This is a genomic window from Nonomuraea sp. NBC_00507 (assembly GCF_036013525.1).
GTDB lineage: Bacteria > Actinomycetota > Actinomycetes > Streptosporangiales > Streptosporangiaceae > Nonomuraea.
This window is the reverse complement of record NZ_CP107853.1, coordinates 730051-754157: the sequence shown is the minus strand read 5'-3', so window position 1 is coordinate 754157 and position 24107 is coordinate 730051. Positions and strand designations below refer to the sequence as shown.

General features: G+C 68.7%; 22 protein-coding genes. 17 read left to right on the top strand and 5 right to left on the bottom strand.

Annotated elements, in window-relative coordinates:
- Positions 1–6 precede the first annotated feature (6 nt).
- The 4 genes from OHA25_RS03900 (at position 7) to OHA25_RS03885 (ending at position 6767) form a co-directional block, all read left to right on the top strand.
- A complete protein-coding gene (locus OHA25_RS03900; protein ID WP_327586253.1) occupies positions 7–942 on the top strand; it encodes an endonuclease/exonuclease/phosphatase family protein in 936 nt (311 codons plus the stop codon).
- A 52-nt stretch (positions 943–994) separates the two neighbouring features.
- Positions 995–1774 carry a WecB/TagA/CpsF family glycosyltransferase gene (locus tag OHA25_RS03895; protein ID WP_327586252.1) on the top strand — a complete coding sequence of 260 codons (780 nt, stop codon included), beginning with the start codon at positions 995–997 and terminating at the stop codon, positions 1772–1774.
- Positions 1771–2886, top strand: a complete 1116-nt coding sequence (locus OHA25_RS03890) for a hypothetical protein (protein ID WP_327586251.1) — start codon at positions 1771–1773, stop codon at positions 2884–2886. Before OHA25_RS03895 ends, OHA25_RS03890 begins: the two co-directional genes overlap by 4 nt.
- A 68-nt stretch (positions 2887–2954) precedes the next feature.
- On the top strand, positions 2955–6767 hold the full coding sequence (locus tag OHA25_RS03885) for a LamG-like jellyroll fold domain-containing protein (protein WP_327586250.1): 3813 nt from the start codon (positions 2955–2957) through the stop codon (positions 6765–6767).
- Here OHA25_RS03885 and OHA25_RS03880 read toward each other — a convergent pair.
- The gene (locus tag OHA25_RS03880) at positions 6764–7594 is read right to left on the bottom strand and encodes a glycosyltransferase (protein ID WP_327586249.1); all 831 of its coding nucleotides are present in this window, start codon (positions 7592–7594) and stop codon (positions 6764–6766) included. The genes OHA25_RS03885 and OHA25_RS03880 overlap by 4 nt on opposite strands.
- Positions 7588–8145, bottom strand: coding sequence for a dTDP-4-dehydrorhamnose 3,5-epimerase (rfbC, locus tag OHA25_RS03875; RefSeq protein ID WP_327586248.1), 558 nt, complete (start codon positions 8143–8145; stop codon positions 7588–7590). The genes OHA25_RS03880 and rfbC overlap by 7 nt, the downstream gene beginning before the upstream one ends.
- Positions 8146–8235: 90 nt before the next feature.
- Between rfbC and OHA25_RS03870 the strand changes: the two genes are divergently transcribed.
- The 10 genes from OHA25_RS03870 to OHA25_RS03825 all read left to right on the top strand — a co-directional run bounded on the left by OHA25_RS03870 (position 8236) and on the right by OHA25_RS03825 (position 18295).
- Complete coding sequence (locus OHA25_RS03870) at positions 8236–9447, top strand: class I SAM-dependent methyltransferase (RefSeq protein WP_327586247.1); 1212 nt, start codon at positions 8236–8238, stop codon at positions 9445–9447.
- Positions 9444–10223, top strand: coding sequence for a glucose-1-phosphate cytidylyltransferase (locus OHA25_RS03865; RefSeq protein ID WP_327586246.1), 780 nt, complete (start codon positions 9444–9446; stop codon positions 10221–10223). Before OHA25_RS03870 ends, OHA25_RS03865 begins: the two co-directional genes overlap by 4 nt.
- Complete coding sequence (locus OHA25_RS03860) at positions 10220–10867, top strand: PIG-L deacetylase family protein (protein WP_327586245.1); 648 nt, start codon at positions 10220–10222, stop codon at positions 10865–10867. Before OHA25_RS03865 ends, OHA25_RS03860 begins: the two co-directional genes overlap by 4 nt.
- Entirely contained in the window at positions 10867–11883 is a 1017-nt protein-coding gene (locus OHA25_RS03855; RefSeq protein ID WP_327586244.1) for an NAD-dependent epimerase/dehydratase family protein, read from the top strand. Before OHA25_RS03860 ends, OHA25_RS03855 begins: the two co-directional genes overlap by 1 nt.
- Positions 11880–13145: a DUF4910 domain-containing protein gene (locus OHA25_RS03850; protein ID WP_327586243.1), complete on the top strand. Its 1266-nt coding sequence runs from the start codon at positions 11880–11882 to the stop codon at positions 13143–13145. The genes OHA25_RS03855 and OHA25_RS03850 overlap by 4 nt, the downstream gene beginning before the upstream one ends.
- Entirely contained in the window at positions 13142–14119 is a 978-nt protein-coding gene (locus OHA25_RS03845) for a hypothetical protein (protein ID WP_327586242.1), read from the top strand. The genes OHA25_RS03850 and OHA25_RS03845 overlap by 4 nt, the downstream gene beginning before the upstream one ends.
- A 6-nt stretch (positions 14120–14125) precedes the next feature.
- Entirely contained in the window at positions 14126–15601 is a 1476-nt protein-coding gene (locus OHA25_RS03840; protein ID WP_327586241.1) for an oligosaccharide flippase family protein, read from the top strand.
- Between the two features lie 16 nt (positions 15602–15617).
- Entirely contained in the window at positions 15618–16496 is an 879-nt protein-coding gene (locus OHA25_RS03835) for a glycosyltransferase family 2 protein (protein WP_327586240.1), read from the top strand.
- A 7-nt stretch (positions 16497–16503) separates the two neighbouring features.
- Positions 16504–17325, top strand: a complete 822-nt coding sequence (locus tag OHA25_RS03830) for a hypothetical protein (RefSeq protein ID WP_327586239.1) — start codon at positions 16504–16506, stop codon at positions 17323–17325.
- A gap of 73 nt (positions 17326–17398) precedes the next feature.
- Positions 17399–18295 carry a hypothetical protein gene (locus OHA25_RS03825; protein ID WP_327586238.1) on the top strand — a complete coding sequence of 299 codons (897 nt, stop codon included), beginning with the start codon at positions 17399–17401 and terminating at the stop codon, positions 18293–18295.
- On the opposite strand, the gene OHA25_RS03820 is transcribed toward OHA25_RS03825, so the two are convergent.
- Positions 18288–19415: an acyltransferase family protein gene (locus tag OHA25_RS03820; RefSeq protein WP_327586237.1), complete on the bottom strand. Its 1128-nt coding sequence runs from the start codon at positions 19413–19415 to the stop codon at positions 18288–18290. The genes OHA25_RS03825 and OHA25_RS03820 overlap by 8 nt on opposite strands.
- An 89-nt stretch (positions 19416–19504) precedes the next feature.
- On the opposite strand from OHA25_RS03820, the gene OHA25_RS03815 reads away from it, so the two are divergent.
- From OHA25_RS03815 to OHA25_RS03805, 3 genes are read left to right on the top strand one after another with little or no spacing between them, the layout of a single operon-like run.
- A complete protein-coding gene (locus OHA25_RS03815) occupies positions 19505–20470 on the top strand; it encodes a hypothetical protein (protein ID WP_327586236.1) in 966 nt (321 codons plus the stop codon).
- A gap of 8 nt (positions 20471–20478) precedes the next feature.
- Positions 20479–21210 carry a hypothetical protein gene (locus OHA25_RS03810; RefSeq protein ID WP_327586235.1) on the top strand — a complete coding sequence of 244 codons (732 nt, stop codon included), beginning with the start codon at positions 20479–20481 and terminating at the stop codon, positions 21208–21210.
- Positions 21207–22601: an O-antigen ligase family protein gene (locus OHA25_RS03805; protein WP_327586234.1), complete on the top strand. Its 1395-nt coding sequence runs from the start codon at positions 21207–21209 to the stop codon at positions 22599–22601. Before OHA25_RS03810 ends, OHA25_RS03805 begins: the two co-directional genes overlap by 4 nt.
- On the opposite strand, the gene OHA25_RS03800 is transcribed toward OHA25_RS03805, so the two are convergent.
- A complete protein-coding gene (locus OHA25_RS03800) occupies positions 22490–23038 on the bottom strand; it encodes a dTDP-4-dehydrorhamnose 3,5-epimerase family protein (protein ID WP_327586233.1) in 549 nt (182 codons plus the stop codon). The two genes, OHA25_RS03805 and OHA25_RS03800, sit on opposite strands and share 112 nt — an antisense overlap.
- Before the next feature lie 52 nt (positions 23039–23090).
- Positions 23091–24014, bottom strand: coding sequence for a glycosyltransferase family 2 protein (locus tag OHA25_RS03795; RefSeq protein WP_327586232.1), 924 nt, complete (start codon positions 24012–24014; stop codon positions 23091–23093).
- Between the last annotated feature and the right edge of the window lie 93 nt (positions 24015–24107).

The following is a 24107-nucleotide window of genomic DNA, read 5'->3' as shown; positions in this document are numbered from 1 at the left end:
GACTCGGTGCTGTGGCTCATGGTGACAGGCCTGGCCGGGTGGGTGAGCCTGCGCCTGTGCGGGTGGGAGCCGAAGTTCTTCTGGTCTCAGCTGGTGTCGTTCACTCCTTATGCGGCTGCCCTCTCGCTGGTGCCGTTGGCGTTCGCGGTCGTCCTGCGTGCCGGGCCGCTGCTGGTGGCCGCGCTCGTCGTGACCGGCGCCTTCGCGGTGACCGTCCTGCCGCGCGTGGTGCCGGAGAGCAACCCGCGCGCCGGGGGTCCGGTGCTGCGGGTGATGGCCGTCAATCTGCTGCACTCCTCCGTGCTGCCGCCCGTCCTGGTCGACGCCGTCGAGCGCGATCGGCCGGACGTGCTGCACCTGCTGGAGTTCACCAACCTGATGAGGGAACGGGTGGACGGGCTCGGGCTGGGGAGGCTGCTGCCGTACAAGATCGTCCTGCCGGGAACGAATTCCGAGGGCGCGGCGATCTACTCGCGCTACCCGCTGCGGCCGGCGGACACGCCGATCCAGGCCCCCGCCTTCAAGGACAGTCCGCGCCACCTCCCCGCCGTTGTCACCCTGCCGGGCGGGCAGGAGGTGGAGCTCGTCGCGGTCCACGCGTGCGCGCCCTCCGAGGGCTGGCGTACGGCGTGCTGGGCGCCGAGCATCCGGGCACTGCCACCCGCTGGAGGGCGCCTGCGGGTGCTGGCCGGAGACTTCAACTCCACCCTCGACCATGTGGTGCTGCGTGACCTGATCGCCACCGGCTACCGGGACGCCGCCGACGTCACCGGAAAGGGGCTGTCCATGACCTGGCCCTATTACGAGCAGCCGCGGCTGTTCCCGAAGGTGGCGATCGACCATGTGCTGGCCGATCGCCGGATCGCGATCCGGAGCTTCCAGACCCTGCGGCTGCCCCGGACGGACCACCGGGCGACGCTCACCGAGCTGGTTCTCCCGTGATGTCACATTTCCGGAGCTAAGACCGATATGTCATGGACGCCCAGGGGGATGAATGACGAGGTTACCGGAGCAGGCCTCCAGGAAAACGGTCTTAGGGACCGTGCTGGACGCCCTCACCATGAGCCAGGTGATCGCGCACTGCGTGGCGGCGATTTCGGAGCAGAGGCGGCTCACCATCGGCGTGGTGAACGCCGCCAAGGTCGTCAACATGCGCACGGACGCTGCGTTGCGGCAGTCGGTCATCGACAGCGATCTCGTGCTGGCCGACGGGCAGGCGGTGGTCTGGGCCGCGCGGATGCTCGGCCATCGGCTTCCCGAGCGGGTGGCGGGCATCGACCTGTTCACCGAGCTGATGGCCGAGGGAGACCGGCGCGGCTACCGCGCCTATTTCCTCGGCGCGACCGATGAGGTGCTGGCCGGAGTGCTGGCAGAGGTACGGCTGCGCTATCCCGGATTGGCCATCGCCGGCTCGCGTGACGGCTATTTCCCGGTGGAGGACTCGGCCGTCGTCGCCGCCGAGATCGCCGAATCCCAGGCCGACCTGTTGTTCCTGGGCATCACCTCGCCGAAGAAGGAGATCTTCATCCGGGAGTGGGGCGAGGCCACCCAGGCACGGATCATCCACGGCGTGGGCGGCTCGTTCGACGTGCTCGCCGGGCACACCCGCAGGGCGCCGCTGCGCTGGCAGCGTCTTGGCCTGGAATGGCTCTTCCGCATGCTGCAGGAGCCGCTGCGGCTCGGGCCGCGCTACGTGCAGACCAACGGCAGATTCCTGCTCCTGGTGCTCAGGGAGCGGGCCGGTGTCAAACGCAGGATCGAGGAGACGACGTGACGGATCACCGGATCGCTCTGCTGAGCTCCGGACATCAGGACTTCGTGGCGGGCATGGTGGACCTGGCGGTGCGCGGGCTGCCGCCGGGATACGTCGACGGCGAGTTCGTGTTCACCCGCCGCGGCCGCCAGGACGCCGACGGGACCTGGACGGCGGTGCCGGAAGGGCGCAGCATCCGTTACGCGGCGATCGTCGCGCTCGGCGTGGCGGCCCTGGAGGAGGAGCGGCAGCGGGCGGCACTGGCCGGTGACAGCCTCCTCGACCTGGTGGGCAACCTGGTCAAACGGCTGCCTGAGGTGACGGGACCCGGCGATGCCGCGCTGATCTGCTGGGCGGCGGCGGAGGCCGGGCACGCCGATCTCGATCTGGCGCTGAGCCGCCTCGCGGAGCTGGACGCGGGTCCCCAGATCTACACCGTCGAGGCGGCGTGGGTGCTGGCCGCTCTGGTCGCGGCCGGCGTGGCCGGCCACCGGGTCGAGCGCGCCCGCGAGCGGCTGCTCGGCGGGCTGGCGGGCAACCGGCTCTACCCGCACGCGCTCGGTACGGGGCCGCTGGTCCCCCGGTATCGCGCCCACGTGGGCTGCTTCGCCGATCAGGTCTACCCGCTGCAGGCGCTGGCCAGGCTGCACGCCGCCACCGGCGACGCCGAAGCGTTGCGCGCGGCCGAGCAGGTGGCGCAGGGGATCTGCCAGGCACAGGGCCCGCAGGGGGAGTGGTGGTGGCACTACGACGCCCGCATCGGGTCGGTGGTCGAGGGGTATCCGGTCTACAGCGTTCACCAGCTGGCGATGGGGCCGATGGCGCTGCTCGATCTGGCCGACGCGGGAGGCACCGCCTACGTGGCGGAGATCTCCAAGGGACTCGACTGGATGATCGAGCGGCCGGCCTTCGTGCTCGATGAGCTCGCTCTGACATGGCGCAAGGAAGCGCGGGCGGATCCGCGCAAACTGGTGCGCGGCCTGCGGGCGGTGGCGACCGGCGTGCGTCCGGGGCTACGCCTCGGCGTGCTGGATCGGGTTTATCCGCCGGTTGCCGTCGATCGGGAGTGCCGGCCGTACGAGTTGGGCTGGTTGCTGTACGCATGGCTGGCCACATGTGGACAGACCTCGTGACTTCCGGCTGATTCAGTGCGATAGATCGGATTCAGGGCTCGGGGGAGTTTCAGCTCAAGGGGGTTCTCGTGTTGCGGCGGCTTTGCCATGCGCTCTTACCCGTCCTGCTGCTCACCACCGGCCTGGCGCTCATCGCGCCATCCGCCGCGCAGGCGCTGCCGGGCAGTTTCCAGAAACAGGTCGTCTTCAGCGGGCTGACCAACCCGGCCAACATCGAGTTCGCCTCGGACGGCCGGGTGTTCGTCGCCGAGAAGAGCGGCCTGATCAAGGTCTTCGACTCCATCACCGACACCACGGCGACGATCTACGCCGACCTGCGCACGCAGGTGCACAACTTCTGGGACCGCGGGCTCCTCGGCATGGCCCTGCACCCCGACTTCCCGGCCGACCCGCGCATCTATGTCCTGTACGCCTACGACGCGGTGCCCGGTGGCACCGCGCCACGCTGGGGTACGGCAGGCGTGAGCGGTGATCCCTGCCCGACTCCGCCCGGCGCCACCGGCGACGGCTGCCTCATCACCGGGCGCCTGTCCTCACTGGCGCCCTCGGGCAGCTCCGTCGTCGAGACCCCACTGATCACCGACTGGTGCCAGCAATACCCCAGCCACTCCGTCGGCGACCTCAAGTTCGGCTCCGACGGCATGCTCTACGCCAGCGGCGGCGACGGCGCCAGCTTCAACTTCGCCGACTACGGCCAGGACAACCTGACCAGCTCGGACATCACTCCGGACAACCCCTGCGGCGACCCGCCTTCGCCGGTCGGCACGGCGCTCACCCCACCGGCCGCCGAAGGCGGCGCGCTGCGCTCGCAGGACCCGCGCACCAGCGGTGACCCGGCGAGCCTCAACGGCACCACCATCAGGATCGATCCGGACACCGGCGCGGCCGCCCCCGGCAACCCGAACGCCGGCAGCAGCGACCCCAACCTGGCCAGGATCATCGCCTACGGCCAGCGCAACCCGTTCCGCATCACCATCCGGCCGGGCACCAGCGAGGTCTGGGCCGGTGAAGTCGGTTGGAACACCTGGGAAGAGATCAACCGGATCGCCGACCCCACGGGCCCGGTGAACAACTTCGGCTGGCCCTGCTACGAGGGCTCAGGCAGGCAGGGAGGATACGACAATCTCAACCTGACCCTCTGCGAGAACCTGTACGCGGCGGGGGCGGCGGCTCACGCGCAGCCGTACTTCGCCTGGAACCACGGTTCCAGGCCCGCGCCGAACGACCCGTGCCCGTCCGGGGGCTCCTCTTCCAGCGGTGTGGCCTTCTACAACGGCGGCTCCTACCCCGACGCCTACGACGGCGCGATGTTCTTCTCCGACTACAGCCGATCGTGCGTCTGGGTCATGACCAAGGGCGCCAACGGCCTGCCCGACCCGGCGACCATCGCCACCTTCGACTCGGGAATCCCCGCGGTGGAGGTGCAGACCGGCCCCGGCGGAGACCTCTTCGCGGTCGACTACGCCAACGGGCAGATCATCCGCTACATCTACAACAACACCCCGCCGACCGCCGTCATCGGCGCGAGCGCCACGTCGGGCAACGCGCCGCTCGCGGTGAACTTCACCTCCGCCGGCTCCGCGGACGCCGACGGCGACCCGCTCACCTTCCGGTGGGACCTGGACGGCGACGGCGAGTTCGACGACTCCACCGCGGCCACCCCGTCCTTCACCTACACCCAGCCGGGCTCCTATGTGGTGCAGCTGCGAGCCGACGACGGGCGTGGCGGCCAGGGCGACGCCACCGTCACGATCAACGTGAGCAACACGCCGCCGACCGCGGCCATCGGCTCCCCGTCATCTTCCCTCACGTGGGCGGTCGGGGACACGATCTCGTTCTCCGGCACCGGCACGGACGCCCAGGACGGCACGATCCCGGGGTCGCGGATGTCGTGGAAATTGATCATGCATCACTGCCCCGGCACCTGCCACGAGCACGAGATCACCACGTTCGCCGGCACGGGCGGCTCCTTCGCCCCTCCGGACCACGAATATCCCGCCCACCTGGAGCTCAGGCTGACCGTGACGGACGCGCACGGCCTGACCGACACCAAGAGTGTGACACTCCAGCCCAAGACGGTGAACCTGACCTTCCAGACCACGCCCGCCGGGCTGCAGCTCGGCTTCAACAGCGAGCAGACCATCGCCCCCTTCACCCGGACAGTGATCGTGGGCTCGCACAACTCGATCTCCGCGACCTCGCCGCAGAGTGCCGACGGCTTCAGCCACACGCTCGTCTCCTGGTCCGACGGCGGCGCGGCCACCCACAACATCACCGCGCCCGCCACCGCGACGACCTATACGGCGACCTACCAGCAGTCACAGACGCCGGACGGGCTGGTGGCCGCCTACGCGATGGACGAGGGCGGCGGCACGTCCATCGTGGACGCCTCGGGCAAGGGCAACAACGGCACGGCCGCGAACACCACGTGGTCCGTCACCGGCAAGTACGGCCAGGCGCTGTCGTTCAACGGCACGTCGAGTTGGGTGACGGCGGCCGATTCGAGCACGTTGCGGTTGACCAACGGCATGACGCTGGAGGCGTGGGTCCGGCCTGCCAGTGTCACGGGATGGCGGACGGTGTTGATGAAGGAGTTCGGCACCGATCTCGCCTACGCCATCATGGGCAGCGGCGGCAGCGGTCCCGGGGCGTACATCCACACCTCGTCCGGGGCGAACGCGCCGGCGGCGAGCAACCTGCCGTTGAACACGTGGAGTCATGTGGCGGCCACGTACGACGGGTCCACGTTGCGGATGTTCGTCAACGGCACACAGGTGGCCACCAACCCCACGACCGGCAACCTCCGTACCGGGACGAGCCCGCTACGGATCGGTGGCAACAGCGGCTCCGGTGAGTACTTCAGCGGTCTGATCGACGAAGTCCGCATCTACAACAAGGCGCTCACCGCGGCACAGATCACCACCGACATGAACACGCCCGTCGGTCAGCAGGGACCGCCCGACACCCAGGCGCCCACGGCACCGGGCTCCCTGGCGGCGACCGGCGGATCGGGCAGCGCCCAGCTGACCTGGACGGCCTCGACCGACAACGTGGGCGTGACCGGGTACACCGTCCACCGGTCCGCCACCGCCGGGTTCACCCCGTCCGGCGCCAACCAGGTGGGCTCGACCGCGAGCACATCGTTCACCGACTCGGGTGTCGCGGCCGGCACGTACTACTACCGCGTCGTGGCCTTCGACGGGTCCAGCAACACCAGTCCGTCGTCCAACGAGGCGTCGGCGGTCGTGACCCAGCCGCCCACGGTCACCGGCCTGGTGGCCGCCTACGGAATGAACGCGGGCACCGGCGCCGCCGTTGCCGACGCCTCCGGCAACGGCAACAACGGCACGGCCACCTCGGCGATCTGGGCGGCCGGCAAGTACGGCCAGGCGCTGTCGTTCAACGGCACGTCGAGTTGGGTCACGGTGGCCGATTCGAGCACGTTGCGGTTGACCAATGGGATGACCTTGGAGGCGTGGGTCCGGCCTGCCAGTGTCACGGGGTGGCGGACGGTGTTGATGAAGGAGTTCGGCACCGATCTGGCCTACGCGATCATGAGTAGTGGTGGCAGCGGTCCTGGGGCGTTCATCTTCACCTCGTCGGGGGCGAACGCGCCGGCGGCGAGCAACCTGCCGTTGAACACGTGGAGTCATGTGGCGGCCACGTACGACGGGTCCACGTTGCGGATGTTCGTCAACGGCACGCAGGTGGCCACCAACCTCACGGGCGGCAACCTGCGTACTGGGACGAGCCCGCTACGGATCGGTGGCAACAGCGGTTCGGGTGAGTACTTCAGCGGTCTGATCGACGAGGTCCGCATCTACAACAAGGCGCTCACCGCGGCAGAGATCACGACCGACATGAACACGCCGGTCGGTTAGCTCCGGCTGCTCTCGTCACGCAACCAGGTGGTGTAGTCGCCCGCGCGGATCGCGCGGGCGGCTCTCCGCCTGGCCAGCACGGCCACCATGGCGAAGACGACCGCCGCGCCCACCAGACGCGGCTCTCCGGCCACGATGGCCATCAGGTCGCGCATCCCCGTGCGCTCTCCGGCCGTGGCCGAGGTCTGCTCCAGCTCGTTCACGCTGGTCATGGCACGCACCCGGCGGCGCAGCAGGTCGGCGACCGTACGTGGAGGCTGGATCACCGCACGGGCGCCGGTCACGATCACGCGCTCGTCAGGTGCGAATGCGTTCGAGGCGGCCAGGTCGTCGGCCATCGCCGGGGGAAGGGCGCGGATGCGGGCATTGCCCGCGTCGTTCACCGCGATGACGCCCCGGCCGAACAGCCCGGCGCGCACATGCGGCAGCCGCGTCCAGATCGCGTAATAGGCGCGGACCGGCCACGGGCGATCGGCCAGCGCCAGCTCCCGCTCGGGCGCGGCGGCGAGCGGCCCGTCCGGCGCGGCCAGCACGGCCGCGAGCGCGCGAGCGGAGGCGGTGCTCAGCTCGATGTCGGCGTCCACGTACAGCCGGGGATAGCCACGTGCGGCCTCATCGCCCATCCGCAGCGCCTCGCGCTTGGAGGGGACCGGCGTGGTCAGAACGCGGACATCGTACGGCCGCGCCACGGCGACCGTGCCGTCGGTGCAGCCGTTGGCCACGACGACGACGTCGAACTCGCCCGGCGCGGCGTCACGGAGCAGGCCGTCCAGCAGCCGGCCGATCACTTTGGCCTCGTTGTGGGCCGGAATCACGACGCTCACCACGATGGCAGTATCCCTGCCTCACGAGCCTGCGCGAGCGTGGGCGCCGCGGCGTCCTTGGCCGAGAGGATCGGCTCACCGACGAGCGGCCATGCGATGCCGAGCTCCGGATCCAGCGGGTGGATGCCGTGCTCGCGTGCCGGGTCGTACGCGGTGGAGCAGAGGTAGATGACCGTGGCCGATTCGCTGAGCGCCAGGAAGCCATGACCTAAGCCTTCGGCGAGGTAGACCCCGCAGCGCGACACGTCGTCCAAGCGCACCGCCTCCCACTGGCCGAAGGTGGGCGAGCCCACGCGTACGTCGACGACGACGTCCAGCACCTCGCCCGCCACGCACGTGACGTATTTGGCCTGGCCCGGCGGGACGTCGGCGAAGTGGATGCCGCGTAGCACGCCGCGCCCGGAGACCGAGCAGTTCACCTGGGCGAGCTCCATCGAGTGCCCCAGCGCCTCCCGCAGGTCTGCCGCGCGGAAGGCTTCCAGGAAATCGCCACGTGGATCGCTGTGGATGCGGGGGGTGTAGAGCAATGCTCCATCGATGCTCAGGCGTTTCATGAGGACACTTGTAACACTCTTTGGCGCTCACCCGAAGTACGGCTGTGGGTGGTCAAAGGGGGAAATCTTGGCTTTTTCGGGTGGGGCCCATTGTTGAGAAAATCGTGCCGGCTGTGTGGCTCGGCGGACCTGGTCGGCGTGGTGGATCTCGGGGCGACACCGCCCTGTGAGCTCTTCCTCACCGAGGAACAGCTCGACGAGCCCGAGCTCACCTATCCGCTTCACCTGCGGGTCTGCACCAGCTGCTGGCTGGCTCAGATTCCGCCGCTGATCACGCCGGAAGAGACGTTCACCGAATACGCCTATTTCGCGTCCTATTCCGCTTCCTGGGTGGAGCATGCGCGGCAGTTCGTCGACGCGGCTGTGGAACGTTTGAAGCCGGCGTTCGTGGTCGAGGCGGCCAGCAACGACGGCTACCTGTTGCAGCACGTGGTCGAGCGGGGCGTCCGGTGCCTGGGCATCGAACCGTCGGCCAACGTGGGGCAGGCGGCCAAGGACAAGGGCGTGCCGACGCTCACCGCGTTCCTGACGCCGGAGACGGGGGCCGCGGTGCGGGCCGAGCACGGTCCCGCAGACCTGGTCGTGGCCAACAACGTCTACGCGCACATCCCCGACGTGATCGGCTTCACCGAGGGGCTGCGCGCCCTGGTGGCCGACGACGGCTGGGTGTCGATCGAGGTCCAGCACCTGCTGACGCTCATGGAGCTGAACCAGTACGACACGATCTATCACGAGCACTTCCAGTACTACACGGTCGCCTCCGCGCAGCGGGCGCTGGCCAGTGGCGGGCTGACGCTGGTGGACGTCGAGCTGCTGCCCACCCATGGTGGGTCCATCCGGCTGTGGGCGCGGCCGTCGGGCAGCCCGTCCGATCGGGTGCTTGACGTGCTGGCGCGGGAGAAGGCCGCCGGGCTGCACGACCTGTCCGGCTACGCCGGCTTCGCCGACCGGGTGGCACGCGTCCGCCGTGACCTGCTCCGCTTCCTCATCACCGCCGCCGAAGAAGGCAAGACGGTCGTCGGCTACGGCGCGCCCGGGAAGGGCAACACGCTGCTCAACCACTGTGGCATCCGCCAGGACCTGCTGGCCTACACGGTGGACCGCAACCCGTACAAGCACGGCAGGTTCACTCCGGGCACCAGGATCCCCATCGCTCCGCCGGAGCGCATCGCCCAAGATCGTCCGGACTATGTGCTGGTCCTGCCGTGGAACCTGCGCGAAGAGCTCACCGCTCAGCTCTCCTATGTGCACGAATGGGGAGGCCGTCTGGTCTTCCCGATCCCACACCTGGAGGTCGTGTGAAGGTCGTCCTGTTCTGCGGAGGCTTTGGCACGCGCATGCGCACCGGTGTCCCGGGCGAGGTGCCCAAGCCGATGGCGCTCGTCGGCCCGCGACCGCTGCTCTGGCACGTCATGCGCTACTACGCGCACTTCGGGCACAAGGAGTTCATCCTGTGCCTGGGCTACGGCGCCCACCACATCAAGGACTTCTTCCTCGGCTACCAGGAGGCCACGTCCAACGATTTCGTGTTACGCGGCGGCAAGGTCGAGCTGCTGTCGAGCGACATCTCCGACTGGTCGATCTCCTTCGTGCAGACCGGGCCCAACTCCCCGATCGGTGAACGGCTGCGCCGCGTCCGTCCCTACCTGGGCGGCGACGAGGTATTCCTCGCGAACTACGCGGACGTGCTCACCGACGCACCGCTGCCCGACATCATCGACCGCTTCGTCGAATCGGGCGCGGCCGCCTCGATGATGGTCGTGCCGCCGTCGCAGACCTTCCACTGCGTGGACGTGGGCGAGAACGGCCTGGTCGGGGGGATCTCGCCGGTCAGCGAGATGCCGGTGTGGGTCAACGGTGGCTACTTCGTGCTGACCCAGGAGGTCTTCCAGCACATCCCGGAGAACGGCGACTTGGTCGCCGACGGCTGCGTGGAACTGGCCAAGCGCGGACGCCTGCTGGCCTACCCGCACCGCGGCTACTGGCGGCCGACCGACACCGTGAACCAGCGGATGGAACTGGACGAGGCCTACTCCCGCGGCGAGCGGCCTTGGGCCCTGTGGGAACGGTCCCAATGATCGGCCTGCGCGCGGGAGGGCTCTCCGGCATCGTGGCGCTCGCCGCGCACTGTGACGACCTGGCGATCGGGGCGGGCGGCAGCCTGCTGACGATCTGCGCCGCCCGGCCCGGCATCCGCGTGGACGCGCTGGTGCTGTCCGGCGGCGGGAGTGAGCGCGAGTACGAGGAGCGCGCGGCGCTGGCGGACTTCTGCCCGGGCGCGGATCTCCGGGTCACCGTGCTGAAGCTGCCCGACGGCTACCTGCCGGCCAGGTGGGAGGAGGCCAAGACCGCGGTGGAGGAGCTCCGTGCCCGCACCGAACCCGGCCTGATCTTCGCGCCCTGGCGGGGCGACGCCCACCAGGACCACCGGGGACTGGCCAAGCTCGTGCCCACGGCCTTCCGCGACCACCTGACGCTCGGCTACGAGATCGTCAAATGGGACGGCGACCTCGCCGCGCCCGCCGTGTACCAGCCGCTCTCAGCGGAGGTGGCGGAGCTGAAGGTGGATCTGCTCCAGCGCCACTACGCCTCCCAGCGGCACCGGCCCTGGTACGACCGCGAGGCGTTCCTGGGCCTGGCCCGCATCCGCGGCATCGAGTGCCACACCCGCTATGCCGAGGCCTTTCACGTTTCCAAGCTGACCGTCGATCTGGAGAACTGATGCGGGTACTTCTCACCGGCCACCAGGGCTACCTGGGCAGCGTGATGGCCCCCATGCTGAGTGAGGCCGGGCACCAGGTGGCCGGCCTGGACTCCGGCCTGTTCGCCGACTGCCTGCTCGGCCCCGCTCCCGAGACGATCGAGGCGCACGCCGTGGACCTGCGTGACGTGGGTCCAGAACACGTGGCCGGATTCGACGCGGTGATCCACCTGGCCGCGCTGTCCAACGACCCGCTCGGCGCGCTCGCGCCCGACCTGACCTACGACATCAACCACCACGCCTCCGTCCGGCTGGCCAGGCTGGCCAAGGAGGCGGGCGTGCGCCGCTTCCTGTACGCCTCCACCTGCTCGGTCTACGGCGCGTCCGGCGGCGAGGACCTGCTGGACGAGGAGGCGCCGCTGCGCCCGGTGACGCCGTACGCCGAATCCAAGGTGCGGGTCGAAGACGACCTGGTCGAGCTGGCCGACGACGACTTCACGCCGGTGTTCCTGCGCAACGCCACAGCCTTCGGGTTCTCGCCGCGGCTGCGTGCCGACATCGTGCTGAACAACCTGGTGGGCCACGCGTACCTGACCGGCGAGGTCCGGGTGCTGTCCGACGGCACCCCATGGCGCCCGCTGGTGCACGCCAGGGACATCGCCGAGGCCTTCGCGGTCGCTCTCGTCGCCCCTCGCGAAGCCGTCCACGCGACGGCCTTCAACGTGGGCACCGAGGTCAACAACGTGACCGTCGCCGAGATCGCGGCCGAGGTGGTCGCCGCGGTGCCCGGATCGACGCTGGCGATCACCGGCGAGACGGGAGCCGATCCGCGCTCCTATCGCGTCGACTTCTCCCGGATCAGGGCCACGTTGGGCTACGAGGCGCGCTGGACGGTCAAGGCGGGGGCGGTGGAGCTGATCGACGCCTACCGCGAACACGGCCTGACCAAGCAGGACTTCGAACGCCGCTTCACCAGGCTGGCCCGGCTCGCCGACCGGCGCGCGGCCGGCACCGTCGACGAAACCCTGCGGCCATGACCGGCGCCGATATGCACGATCTGGTACGGCGGCTCTACCCGCTGTGCCGGAGCATCACCGGCGCCGGACTGCGGCGCACCCTGGAGATCATCGGTGAGTCGATCCCGCTGGAGATCACCGAGGTGCCGACGGGGACCAACGTCCTCGACTGGACGATCCCCCGGGAATGGAACATCCGCGATGCCTACATCAAGGACGCCGCGGGGAACAAGGTGGTCGACTTCCAGGAGTCCAACCTGCACGTCGTCGGCTACAGCGTGCCGGTCGAGGCCACCATGTCCCTGGAGGAGCTGCGCGGGCACCTGCACACCCTGCCCGACCAGCCGGACCTGATCCCGTACCGGACCAGCTACTACGCCGAGACCTGGGGCTTCTGCCTGAGCCAGAACACCCTGGACGCGCTGGCCGACGGGCCGTACGAGGTCAAGATCGACGCCACGCTCGCCGACGGACACCTGACCTACGGTGAGCACGTGATCCGCGGCAGGAGCTCCGAGGAAGTGCTGATCTCCTGCCACATCTGCCATCCCTCGCTGGCCAACGACAACCTGGCCGGGGTGGCGGTGGCCGTCGCGCTGGCGCAGCGCCTGTCCGATCCCTGGTACACCTATCGGTTCATCTTCGCGCCCGGCACCATCGGCGCGATCACCTGGCTCGCGCTCAACCGGGAGAACACCGACCGGATCAGGCACGGCGTGACCCTGGCCTGCGCGGGAGACAGCGGCGCGATCACCTACAAGCGCAGCAGGCGTGGCGACGCCGAGATCGACCAGGTCTTCGCGCACGTGCTGAAGGACAGGCCGCATACCCTCCTGGACTTCTCTCCCTACGGCTACGACGAGCGGCAGTATTGCTCGCCGGGCTTCAACCTCGCCGTCGGTTCGTTGACCAGGACGCCCTATGGAAGCTACCCGGAGTATCACACCTCCGCTGACAACCCCGGCTTCGTGCGTCCTGAGGCCATGGAGGACACCCTGGAGACGCTGTGGGCGGCCGTGCGGGTCCTGGAGGGCAACCGCCGCTACCAGAACCTCAGCCCGTACGGCGAGCCCCAACTGGGGACCCGAGGCCTGTACGGGTCACTTGGCGGACGCAGTGACACGAAGCAGGCCCAGATGGCGATGTTGTGGGTGTTGAACCTCTCCGACGGGCTGAACAGCCTCCTGGACATCGCGGAACGGTCGAACCTGCCGTTCCAGGCATTGGCGGACGCGGCACACTCCCTGCAGAGCGCGGGCCTGGTGAAGGAGTGGATGGGATGAGTCAGGCGCTGAAAGTCGGCGACGTGGTCGAGGTCCTCAACGCTGAGGAGATCCTGGCCACTCTCGATGAGAAGGGGGAGCTGGACAGTCTCCCCTTCATGCCGGAGATGCTGCGGTTCTGCGGGCAGCGGCTCACCGTCCACAAGGTGGCCAACAAGCTCTGCGACACGATCACTGGGACCGGGTTGCGGCGAATGGAGGACGCCGTCCACCTGTCAGCCGCCCGCTGCGACGGTTCGGCCCATGGCGGCTGCCAGACCGCCTGCGTGCTCTACTGGAAGACCTCCTGGCTCAAGCGGGTGGACGGGCCGCCCACGCCGGAGCCGGCTCGGTCCGAGCGGCCGCTGCTGCCGATTCTGGAGGTCAACACCCGGCGGGAGCCGGGACCCGAGGGCGAGGAACGGTTCCGCTGCCAGGCGACCGAGCTGCTGCGCGCCGCCCCGGAGCGACTCCCCTTTCGTGACCTGGGGCAGTACGTCACGGACATCCGGGTGGGGAACGCCGGCGTCGGATCGACCCTCCGCACACTCTTCTTCGGGTTGTTCAACCGCTACCAGAGGCTCTCCAGGAAGTTTCCGCGCTGGTTGCGGATCAAGGGCGGCCTGGCGTGGGGATTCGTGCAACCGGGCCCGCACACCGGCCCCGCCCCGACGGGCACGACCGACCTCCAGCCGGGTGAGCTGGTCCGGATCAAGTCCAAGGACGAGATCGTCGCCACGCTGACCACCAAGGGGTTCAACCGCGGCCTGGGTTTCGAGGAGGACATGGCGCGCTCGTGCGGGCGCACGGCCCGCGTGACCGGCCGCGTCGAGCGCTGCATCGACGAGAAGACCGGCCAGATGCTGGAGATGAAGAACCCCTGCATCGTGCTCGACGGCATCATCTGCGACGGCGTATATAAATCCAACTGCCCCCGCGCGTTCATCCCGTTCTGGCGGGAGATCTGGCTGGAGCGGATCAACGAGCCGAGGTAGGCGGCCATGGCAGAGCAACCGGGCGCGGACATCAGCGACATCGGGCGCAAGGCGGGCCGAGGGGCCGTGTGGAGCCTGCTCGGCACACTGGTCACCCGCGCGGGCTCGTTCATCCTCGGCCTGGTCCTGGCCAGGCTTCTGGCGCCGGCGGACTTCGGCATATACGCGGTCGCGCTCGCGGCCACCCAGTTCGTCATGGTGGTCAAGGACGCCGGCGTCATGTCGGCCGTCCTGCAGTGGCGGGGGCGGCTGGAGGACATTGCGCCCACGGCCACGACTCTGACGATGTTCTCCGCCGTGGGCTTGTACGCGGTCTTCTGGGTCGGCGCGCCGTACTTCTCGATGCTGGCGGGCAGCGAGGAGGCCACGTCCGTGGTGCGGATCCTCACCGCGGTCATCCTCGTCGAGGCGATCACCGCGGTGCGCAGCGCGGCCCTGTTGCGCTGGTTCCGCACGGGCAAGAACGCCAAGGCGGTCCTGGCGGGCTTCCTGGTCAACGCGCCGGTGGCCATCGTCCTCGCGGTGGGCGGCGCGGGGGCGTACAGCTTCGCCTGGGGACAGCTCGTGGGAGCCGTGGTCACCGGCGTCTTCATGCTGATCTACGCGCGGCTGCCCTACAGGCTCGGGTTCGACCGGCAGATCGCGGCCAAGCTGCTGCGGTTCGGCATTCCCTCGGCTGCCGGGATCGCCCTGGAGGTCCTGCTGCTCAACGTGGGCTACATCATCGTCGGCAACATCATGGGCAAGGACTGGCTGGGCTTCTACCTGATGGCGTTCAACGTGTCGAGCTGGCTGCCCGGCATGATCGGCAGCGCCATCCGCATGGTGTCGATCGCCGGCTTCTCCCGGCTGGCCGAACGTGACGAGGAGTCCCTGTCGCTCGGCGTGCAGAGAACCGTGCCCCTGCTCATCACCATGGTGCTGCCGCTGGCCGCCTTCATGGCGGTGCTCGCACACCCATTGATCATTTTCATCTACGGCGCGAAGTGGGAGCTGGCCGCCGGCGTGCTGCGATTCCTGGCGGTCCTGATGGTGGTGCGCATGCTCACCTCCTTCGCCCTCGACATCCTGAACGGGCAGGGCGCCACCCGCTCGACGGTGTGGATGAACCTCGGGCACGCGGCGGCGATGATCCCGGCGGTCATCATCGGCACGCATCTCGACGGCATCCGCGGCGCCGCGATCGGGCAGGCGGCCGCGGCGGTGCTGGTCGCCCTTCCGCTCGCCATGCTGGCCGTGCAGCGGGCAGGAGTACGGCTCGCGCCGGTCCTGCCCGCTCTCGTCCGCCCGGCAGCGGGAGCGGTGGTATGCGCGGCCGTCATGCTGGGCCTCTCGATGCTGACCCAAGAGAGCCCGCTCATCCAGCTCATCGTGGCGGGCGGCGGCGGCCTGCTGGCCTACGCGCTGCTCGTCGTGACCCGCGACCAGTTCCACTTTGTGAGCGATCGCCTGGTGCGGCTGCTTCCCGCCCGCGCGCGGTGACCTCGAGGAGAAAGCGATGCTGGTGTCCATCGGAATCCCGGTCCGCAATGGCGCGGACCGGCTGGAGACGGCCGTGCGATCGGCGCTCGCCCAGGATCACACCGAGCTCGAGGTGGTGATCTCGGACAACGCCTCCACCGACGACACAGAGGAGCTCTGCCGCGAGCTGGCGAGGCAGGACAACCGGATCGCCTATTACCGGCAGCCGCATGATCTGCACGTGATCGGGAACTTCGTGGAGGTGCTCCGGCGCGCGCGGGGCGAGTTCTTCCGCTGGATGGGCGACGACGACCTGCTCGAACCCGGCTACGTCTCCAGGACCCTGGAGCCGTTCCTGGCCGATGAGCGGCTCATCCTGGTCACCTCTGACGTCACGTACACCGGGGCCGACGGGACGGTGCACCAGCCGCGCTACCGCGGCACCCGGATGCTCTCCGACGACCCCATTGACCGCCTGGACGAGCTGTGGGACGTCGTCACCACCGAGCACCACGGACTCGATCCCCTCTACGGCCTGATGCGGCGGGAGCGGGTGGCCGCCGTGCCGCGGCCGCTGATGATCCGTGAGGACGAGGTCTACGCCACCATGCTCGCGCTGACCGCGCCTTGGGGTCACGTGCCAGAGGTGCTCGCACACCGCAACCTGCGCGAGCGGCGCCTGTCCGGGATCGCCGCGGCGCTCGGCGTGCCGGCCTGGACCGCGCATTTCGCCACCACGCTGCAGTTCCGGGCGATGTATCGAGCCCTCGGCATCCTGGAGCTCTCCCCGGAGCAACGTAGTCGTGCCCGTGCCGTTCTGCTGCGTACCTATTGGCGGCGGCAGCAGCAGATGCTGGCGCACCGCAGCCGCAAACTCGCCGGGTTGGCCACCCGCGCCGTCTCCTCGAAAGGGTGATCTCCTCTTGTTCGTTCGCATCGTGCGGCTGCTCATGCAGCCGGGCCGGATCCTGCTGGCCCTCATGCGGCGTCTGCCGTTCGGCTCGTACGAGCTGCGCTGCTCGCTCGACCTCTATCCCAGGCCGCACTACGCCTATGGCGTGCAGCAGGCGGCCGAACTGGCCAGGCGTCTCGGCATCGGCCGGATCAGCGTGGTCGAGTTCGGCGTCGCGGGGGGCGCCGGCATGGTGGAGCTCAACCGCATGGCGGCGCTGGCGACGGCCGCCTCGGGTGTGAAGATCGACGTCTACGGCTTCGACACCGGTGCCGGGCTGCCCAAACCCACTGACTTCCGGGACCTGCCCTATATCTGGCGGGAAGGCGATTTCGTCATGGACGTCGACGCCCTCCGGGCACGGCTGGGAACGGCCAGTCTGATCCTGGGCAACATCGAGGACACCGTGGACGAGTTCCTCGACGGCGAGCAGCCGGCGCCGATCGGGTTCGTCTCCATCGACGTGGACTTCTACTCCTCGACAGCGGCGGCGCTCAAGCTGTTCAAGGGCGACCACAAGTATTTCCTGCCCCGCGTGTTCTGTTACCTCGACGACACCGTCGGCGACGATGACCAGATCATCCACAACGACTACGTCGGCGAGCTGAGCGCGATCCGGGAGTTCAACAAGGACAACGAGCTGATGAAGCTGGCTCCGATCAACGGTCTGCGTCACAAGCGCCCGGTTCCCGCTCCTTGGAACGACAACATCCAGGCGCTGCACCGCTTCGACCACCCGGACTACTCGACCTACGTCGGCAGACCGGACACTCAGACACAGCTCCCCCTGTAACCCATGTGTCTGTAACAAAGTAGTGGTCCACGGCGAGAGAGGGTAAAAGAACAACGCGAGGGGGAATCTCGCTATGTCCGTAATACTGGCCAACAGCCGAATCGGTGACGACGCTCGGCGTCAAAAGATCTTCAAGGGAGATGTCTTCCTCTACTCCGCGACGCCTGCCTCGACCAAGCTGATCGAGTTCGCTCGCGAGTTGATCGAGGAGGCGTTCGAGGGCCGCGACCCCCAGACCGCCCAGCACAAGATGCCGGTCGAGGAGTTCGCCGCGCTGCTCGCGCAGCTCAAGCCGCGCTTCATCCACCATCCCACCAGCAAGAAGATCCTCGCTGCTGTGCTGGACGAGCTGGGCATGGCGCTGGACAAGACCTATTTCGACGTGCCGAGGCTGCGCACCTCCACTGCCGACCATTACCTCGACTCCGGCATCTCCTACGCCTACCACGCTCACCGCGACTGCTGGTACGCCGCGCCGTTCTGCCAGGTCAACTTCTGGATGCCGATCTACGAGGTGGTCCCGGAGAACGTCTTCGCCCTGCACCCGCAGTACTTCGACCGCCCCGTCCGCAACGGCAGCGGCCGCTACGACTACGCGGAATGGACCGCGGTCAGCCGGCCCACGGCCGCACAGCACATCTACAGCGACACCCGGGACCAGCCCAAGCCGGAGGAGGCGCTCGATCTGGAAACGGAGCTCCGGCTGGTGCCGGAGCCGGGCGGCGTGATGCTCTTCTCCGGGGCGCACCTGCACTCCACCGTCGCCAACACCTCCGGCAGGACCCGCTTCAGCATCGACTTCCGCACCGTCCACATCGACGATGTCCGGTCCCGCGCGGCGGCGCCCAACGTGGACGCCACCTGTCGTGGCACCACCCTGCGTGACTTCTACCGGGCCGACGACCTGTCGCGTATCCCGGAAGAGCTCGCGGCGGAGTACGAGGCCGAAGCGCTGGCCAAGCTCACCTGAACCGCGCACGTACGGCGGCGCGCAGGCTCTTCCAGCTCCGGTGCCGTTGGAAGGGCAATTCGAAGACCGAAGCGAACAACCACGCCGCACCCACACTCGCCGGCACGGACAGGGCGAGCGTGAGGAGGAACGCCGGCATGCCCGGTGGCACGTGCGGGGCGACGATGAGCCGGTTCACCATGACGACGATCGGTGAGTGGATCAGGTAGAGGCTGTAGGAGAAGGAGCCCAGCCGCCGGAGCGGACGGGTGTCGAGCAGTCGTACGAGCCAGACCGGCTTGCCTGTCGCCACACCCGTCAGCAGCAACCCGGCAGCCGGGCCGACCGCGAGATCCACCCAGAAGAGGTTCGCGACCACCCATACCGGCCCGGCCACCACGATCAGCAGGAGCACCGGGAGCGCGGCCGCCGCCGCGAACCAGTGCCAGGCCAGGTGGCCCGTACGCTCCTGCGCACGCACGATGCCGGCGCAGACGGCGCCCATGGCGAAGAGCGCGGCGAACTGCGGAGTCAGCCGCATCAGCAGGTCCACGGCCGGTACGGCAGGCGCCAGCGCCCCCACCGCCACGACGATCAAGGTAACCGCGCCGAGCATCACCGCCGCGCCCATCTTGCGCAGGACCAGCAGCATCAGCGGGAAGACCAGGTAGAGCTGCGCCTCGACGGCGATCGACCACAGTGCCCCATTGGGGCTGGGGGAGCCGAAGACGTCCTGCAGCAGCAGCCCGTAGATGAGGACCGACTGCCCTGTGGGCGTCTGCTGCCCGGGCTGCGGGATGACCGTCCACGCGATCACCAGGCTGAAGAGCAGAGCCGCCCAGTACGGCGGCAGGATGCGCCACGCTCGACGCTTGAAGAACGTGGGGATGCCGCCCAGCTGCCAGCCGGACCGGGCGGGCGAGACCGCCAGCGAGAAGCCCGACAGGACGATGAACACCACGACCGCGAAATGGCCGTAGAGCAGCCATCCCGTCCACCAGGGCGCGTCGTTGACCGGAAACCCGGGGAAGGACAGGAGCCAGCAATGGTGGAGGACGACGAATAACGCGGCTAGGCCCCGTATGCCGTCGAGTCCGGCAAGCCTTTCCCGCGTTGCCGGACGCTCTACTGTCAGCCCCACCCGAAGCCCCCGTCGCCGTAGTCGTAGGTCTATCGTTCCGACTCCGCGCGATGTAACCGTTCTGTGGCGATGTAACGTCTGGCCGTGGTATGGCGATGGTCCGCTATAGGGCAAGCATTGCTGATGCGGGGGAACGTACCAATATGGAGTTCTGGAAGGCGGTCCTCGGTCTTCTCCGGCGAATTCTGATTGGCCCGCCGCTGATTCTTCTCTCGATCTTGGTGGGCGTCGGGGTGTACGCCGTCCTTCCGGTGAGCTACACGGCCGATGTCTCCCTTGTTCTGGCCACGCCGGTGAACGGAGGCACCGTCTCCACCGACAAGACCAAACAAGGGCTCACCAACCCCTTCCTCTCCTTCAACGACGCGCTGAAGACCGGGGCCAGCATCGTCATCCTGTCGATGAACACGCAAGACGTCTGGACGCAGCTCGGCGCCCCCAAAGACGGCCCGACGGAGATCACGATCGACGACGGCCGTACCAACCCCAATGTCCTGGACATCAGCGGGCCCTACATCTACATCAGGGTCGAGAGCGAGTCTCCCGGGCAGGCCTCGGCCGTGCTCATGGCGGCACGCGACCGCGTGGCGACCGAGTTGTACAAATGGCAGAAGGCGCTCGGCGCTCCGGCGAACACCTTCATCACCTCCACCGACATCGTGCCGCCGTCCACACCCGAGGCCGACTACAGCATGAACTGGCAGGGGGCGATCGGCGGCGGCTTGCTCTGCCTGGTCCTGGGCCTCGGCATCGCCTATGGGGTGATGATCAGGCGCGCCGGAGCTCAGCCCAAGCCGTTGGAGCAGCCAGAGCCCGCAGCTCCCGTGGCAGCCCCAGTGGCAGTCTCAGTGCCGCCGCCGGTACCCGTGACGGCACCGTCCCCGTCCCCGGCGCCCGTGGCGCAGCCGGTGGAAGCGCAGGTGGACGAGCCCGTCGCATTGCCGGACCTCGACGATGACAGCTCTGCCACCATGGAGTTTCCCGCCTACCGGGGGGAGCACCTCTCTCCCGTGCCCGGGCCCAGGAAGGCGAACCAGGACGACGGCGAGGAATGAGGCCCGCCATGGACTTCTGGGCGACGGCGACAGTTCTGTTCAAGCGGTGGTACGTGACGATTCCGGCCTTCCTGCTCACGATCGCAGGAGCCTTCGGCGTCTACACCGTGGCGCCCAAGACTTTCATCTCCAGCTCGGCGCTCGTTCTCACCCTGCCGGTCACAGGCGGCAGCGTGCCGAGCGATCCCAAGTTCCCCAATCCGCGCACCAACCCCCTGGTCTCCTTCGACCAGGGCTTGAGCATGACCTCGTCGATCCTCATCCAGGCGCTGAACACCCCTCAGACGGCGGCCAAGGTCGGCGCGCCGATCGGGGGCGACGTCACACTAAAGATCACCAGCGGCGGGACCAACCCCGAGCTGATGCCGGCGACCCCCTTCATCGTCATCACCTGCGAGGCGCCGAGCGCTGAGCTGGCCCATGGCATCGTGGTGAAGGTCACCGAGCTGGCCCAAAAGGAGCTGCGCGCCCGGCAGCAGCAGGTCAAGGCGCCGCCCACCACCTACGTGACCGCCACCATCGTGGTGCCGCCGACCGAACCGGACGAGAAGAAGGGCAGCCGGATGCGCAGCGCGGTGGTCACCGGGGCGCTGGCGTTCTTCATGGGCCTGTTCGCCGCCTTCGCGTTCGAGAGCTTCGCCCGGCATCGCCGGGCGCGCCGCCCGGTCATGAGTAAGCCCACCCGGCTCGAGCCCGTCGCCGCCAACGGAACGCGGTCACTGGCTGGACGTGAAGGATGAAACCGACCGCCCTGCCGCGGCGCGCTGACGGCGCCACGTTGGTCGGCTTGTTCGTCCTGATCCTGCTGATTCTCCCGGCCCGTCTGGCGGTGGCCGGGCTTCCTCTGTCGCTCACGCCCGCCGAGATCATGGCCCTGGTGCTGGGCGTGGTCTGGGTGTGCGCGCAGATGATCAGTACGGCAGGCGTGGCCAAGGGCAGCAACCCGATCCGCACGTCGATCTTCGCGTACGGCATGATCCTGCTGGCCGTCTACGGGTACACGACCTCCCTGTATCTGCCCTCCGACGAGCTCAACCTCGCCGACCACACGATCGTGCTCTACCTGGGGTACGTGGGCCTGCTGCTGGTGGTCTGCGATGGCATCGGCAGTCGCGAGCGCCTCGATTTCGTCCTCAAGGCGCTCGTGATCGGCGGCACGTTCGCCGCGATCGTCGCCCTGATGCAGTTCAGGCTCGACTTCGACCTCACCCAGTACATGAAGATCCCCGGGCTCCGCCACACCTCCGCGGAAGAGGTGCCGACCGTGATCTCCCGGTCGGACCTGCGCCGGGTCGCCGGCACGCTCGGGCACCCGATCGAGTTCGGCGCGCTGTCGGCGATGCTGCTGCCGCTGGCCGCGCATCTCGGCTTCCAGGCGCGCAGCCGTGGTCAGGCCGCGACTCGCTGGTGGATCTGCGCCGTCATCATCGCGGCCGGCCTGATGTTCTCGGTCTCCAGGACCGCCGTGCTCGGCCTGGCCGGGGCGGGGCTGATCCTCCTGCTCGGCTGGTCCAACCGGCGCCGGATCGTCACCATCGGCGCGTTCGCGGTGTTCCTGGGCTTCATGAAGGTCCTGGCGCCGGGCCTGATCGGCACGTTCTACAACCTGTTCGCCGGCGCCGGTGACGACAGCAGCATCATGTACCGCACCCACGACTACCCCTTCGCGATGCGGGAGTTCGCCAAGAGCCCGATCTTCGGTCGTGGGCCCGGCACCTGGTATCCGTTCAAGCATCAGGTGTTCGACAACCAGTACCTGCTGTCTCTGGTGGAGACCGGGTTGCTCGGGGTGCTGGGCTTCGTCGGCGTGATCGTGTGCGGGATCGTCGTGGCCCTCCGGGTTCGCCGGCTGAGCACCGACCCGAACGTCCGCAACCTGGGACTGACCATCGCCGCCTGCCTGGTGATCCCGCTGCTGGGTGCGGCCACTTTCGACATGCTCTCCTTCCCCGGCATCACCAGCGTGATGTTCCTGCTGGTCGGCGCGGCCGGGGCGCTGCTGCGGTACGAGCGCGCGGATCAGGCGGACAAGCTGCTCCTGAGCTCCTTCCAGGAGCCCGCGGACCGGTCGCGCTCGCTGATCGCGCTGACCGGCAACGGCCACGGCAGCGCGAGATCGGGATCGTCGTAGCGGACGGCCAGGTCCTCGGCGGGGTCGTGCTCCCTGTCGATGCGGTAGCAGACATCGGCGTGCTCGGTCAGCGCCTGGTAGCCGTGCAGAATCCCCGGCGGCACGTAGAGGTTCGCGAACGACACATCGTCGAGCCGGATGGTGATGTGGGAGCCGAACGTGGGTGAGGCCGGCCGCGCGTCCACGAGGATGTCGAGCACGGCGCCGTGCGCCGTCCGCACCAGCTTGGCCTCGCCGCGACCGGAGCGGCCGTGCATGCCCCTGATAGTGCCCATACGCGAGCGCGACTGGCTGTCCTGGACGAACGCTGTGTGGTCCAACCCGTGCTCCGCGGCGATCGCGGCGTCGAAGGTCCTGGTGAAGAAGCCTCGATCGTCGTGGCTCGGCGTCGGGACGAACAGCAGCACGCCCTCGATCTCCAGATGCTCGACTCTCACGGTGTTCCTCTCATCCGGGTAGGTCCGGAGCTCATTCAGGTAAGTCTGGAGCTCATCCGGGTAGGGTGCGCAGCCGACGGGAGGGTCTGAGCAGGGCCACGACCGACGCCCTGGCCGTGCGGCGGCCCACGGCGGCCCGCATCGCCTCGCCGAGCAGAACGGCGAGGTAGAAGCCGGCAGTCGCGATCTTGCCCCTGCGTCGCCGGAACAGCCGCACGCGGTTGACCGTGAGCAGCGCGGCCAGCATCGGGCTGATCTTCGCCTCGCCGCCGATGTGCTCGACCACCGCGGCGGGTTCGTACCAGAGCGTCCAGCCCTCGTCCGCGGCCCGCAGCGCGTACTCGGTCTCTTCGCTGTACAGCAGGAAGGACTCGTCCCACGGGCCGACTTCGGTGAGTACCGCGACTGAGATGAGCATGGCGGCTCCGGTGGCCCAGTCCGCGGGGCCTGGCCGCTCGTAGCGGCCGGGGTCGACGATCATCTCGCCCAGCGTGCCGACGCGGCCTGCCAGGCGCCCGCCGATCAACGCCTCGGCCAGCGCACGGCGTACGGCCGGCGCGCGGCGAAGCGAGTGATGGAGCACACCCTCGGTGCTGACCAGCCGGGGGACGGCGATGCCGGTGCCCGGACGGTCCAGGGCCTTGCTCAGTACGGCCAGTGAGCCGGGGTGAAGGCGGCAGTCGGGGTTCATCACGAAGATCGCATCGAGCTCGTGGAGGTCGAGCGCCGAGATCCCGGCGTTGATCGCCGCCGCGTAACCGGCGTTCCTGCCCACTTGCACGGGGCGAATGGGCAGGTCTGCGGCCTGTTCGGCGAGGCGGAGCGAGTCGTCCTTGGAGGCGTTGTCCGCCACGACGACGGCGGCGAGCCGTACCCCTTCAGCGCCCTCAGCCAGAGAGGCCAGGCAACCGCCGAGGACCGGCGCGCTGTTGTAGGTCACGATCACGATCGCAACTCGGGGAGAGCCTGGCGTCACATGTCGCCATCGCGGCCCGGCAATGGATCGTTACAAGTAACAGGTGACACTGCTGAGGCGATGAGGAGGTAGGGGCCGGTGTCGTAGAGACGG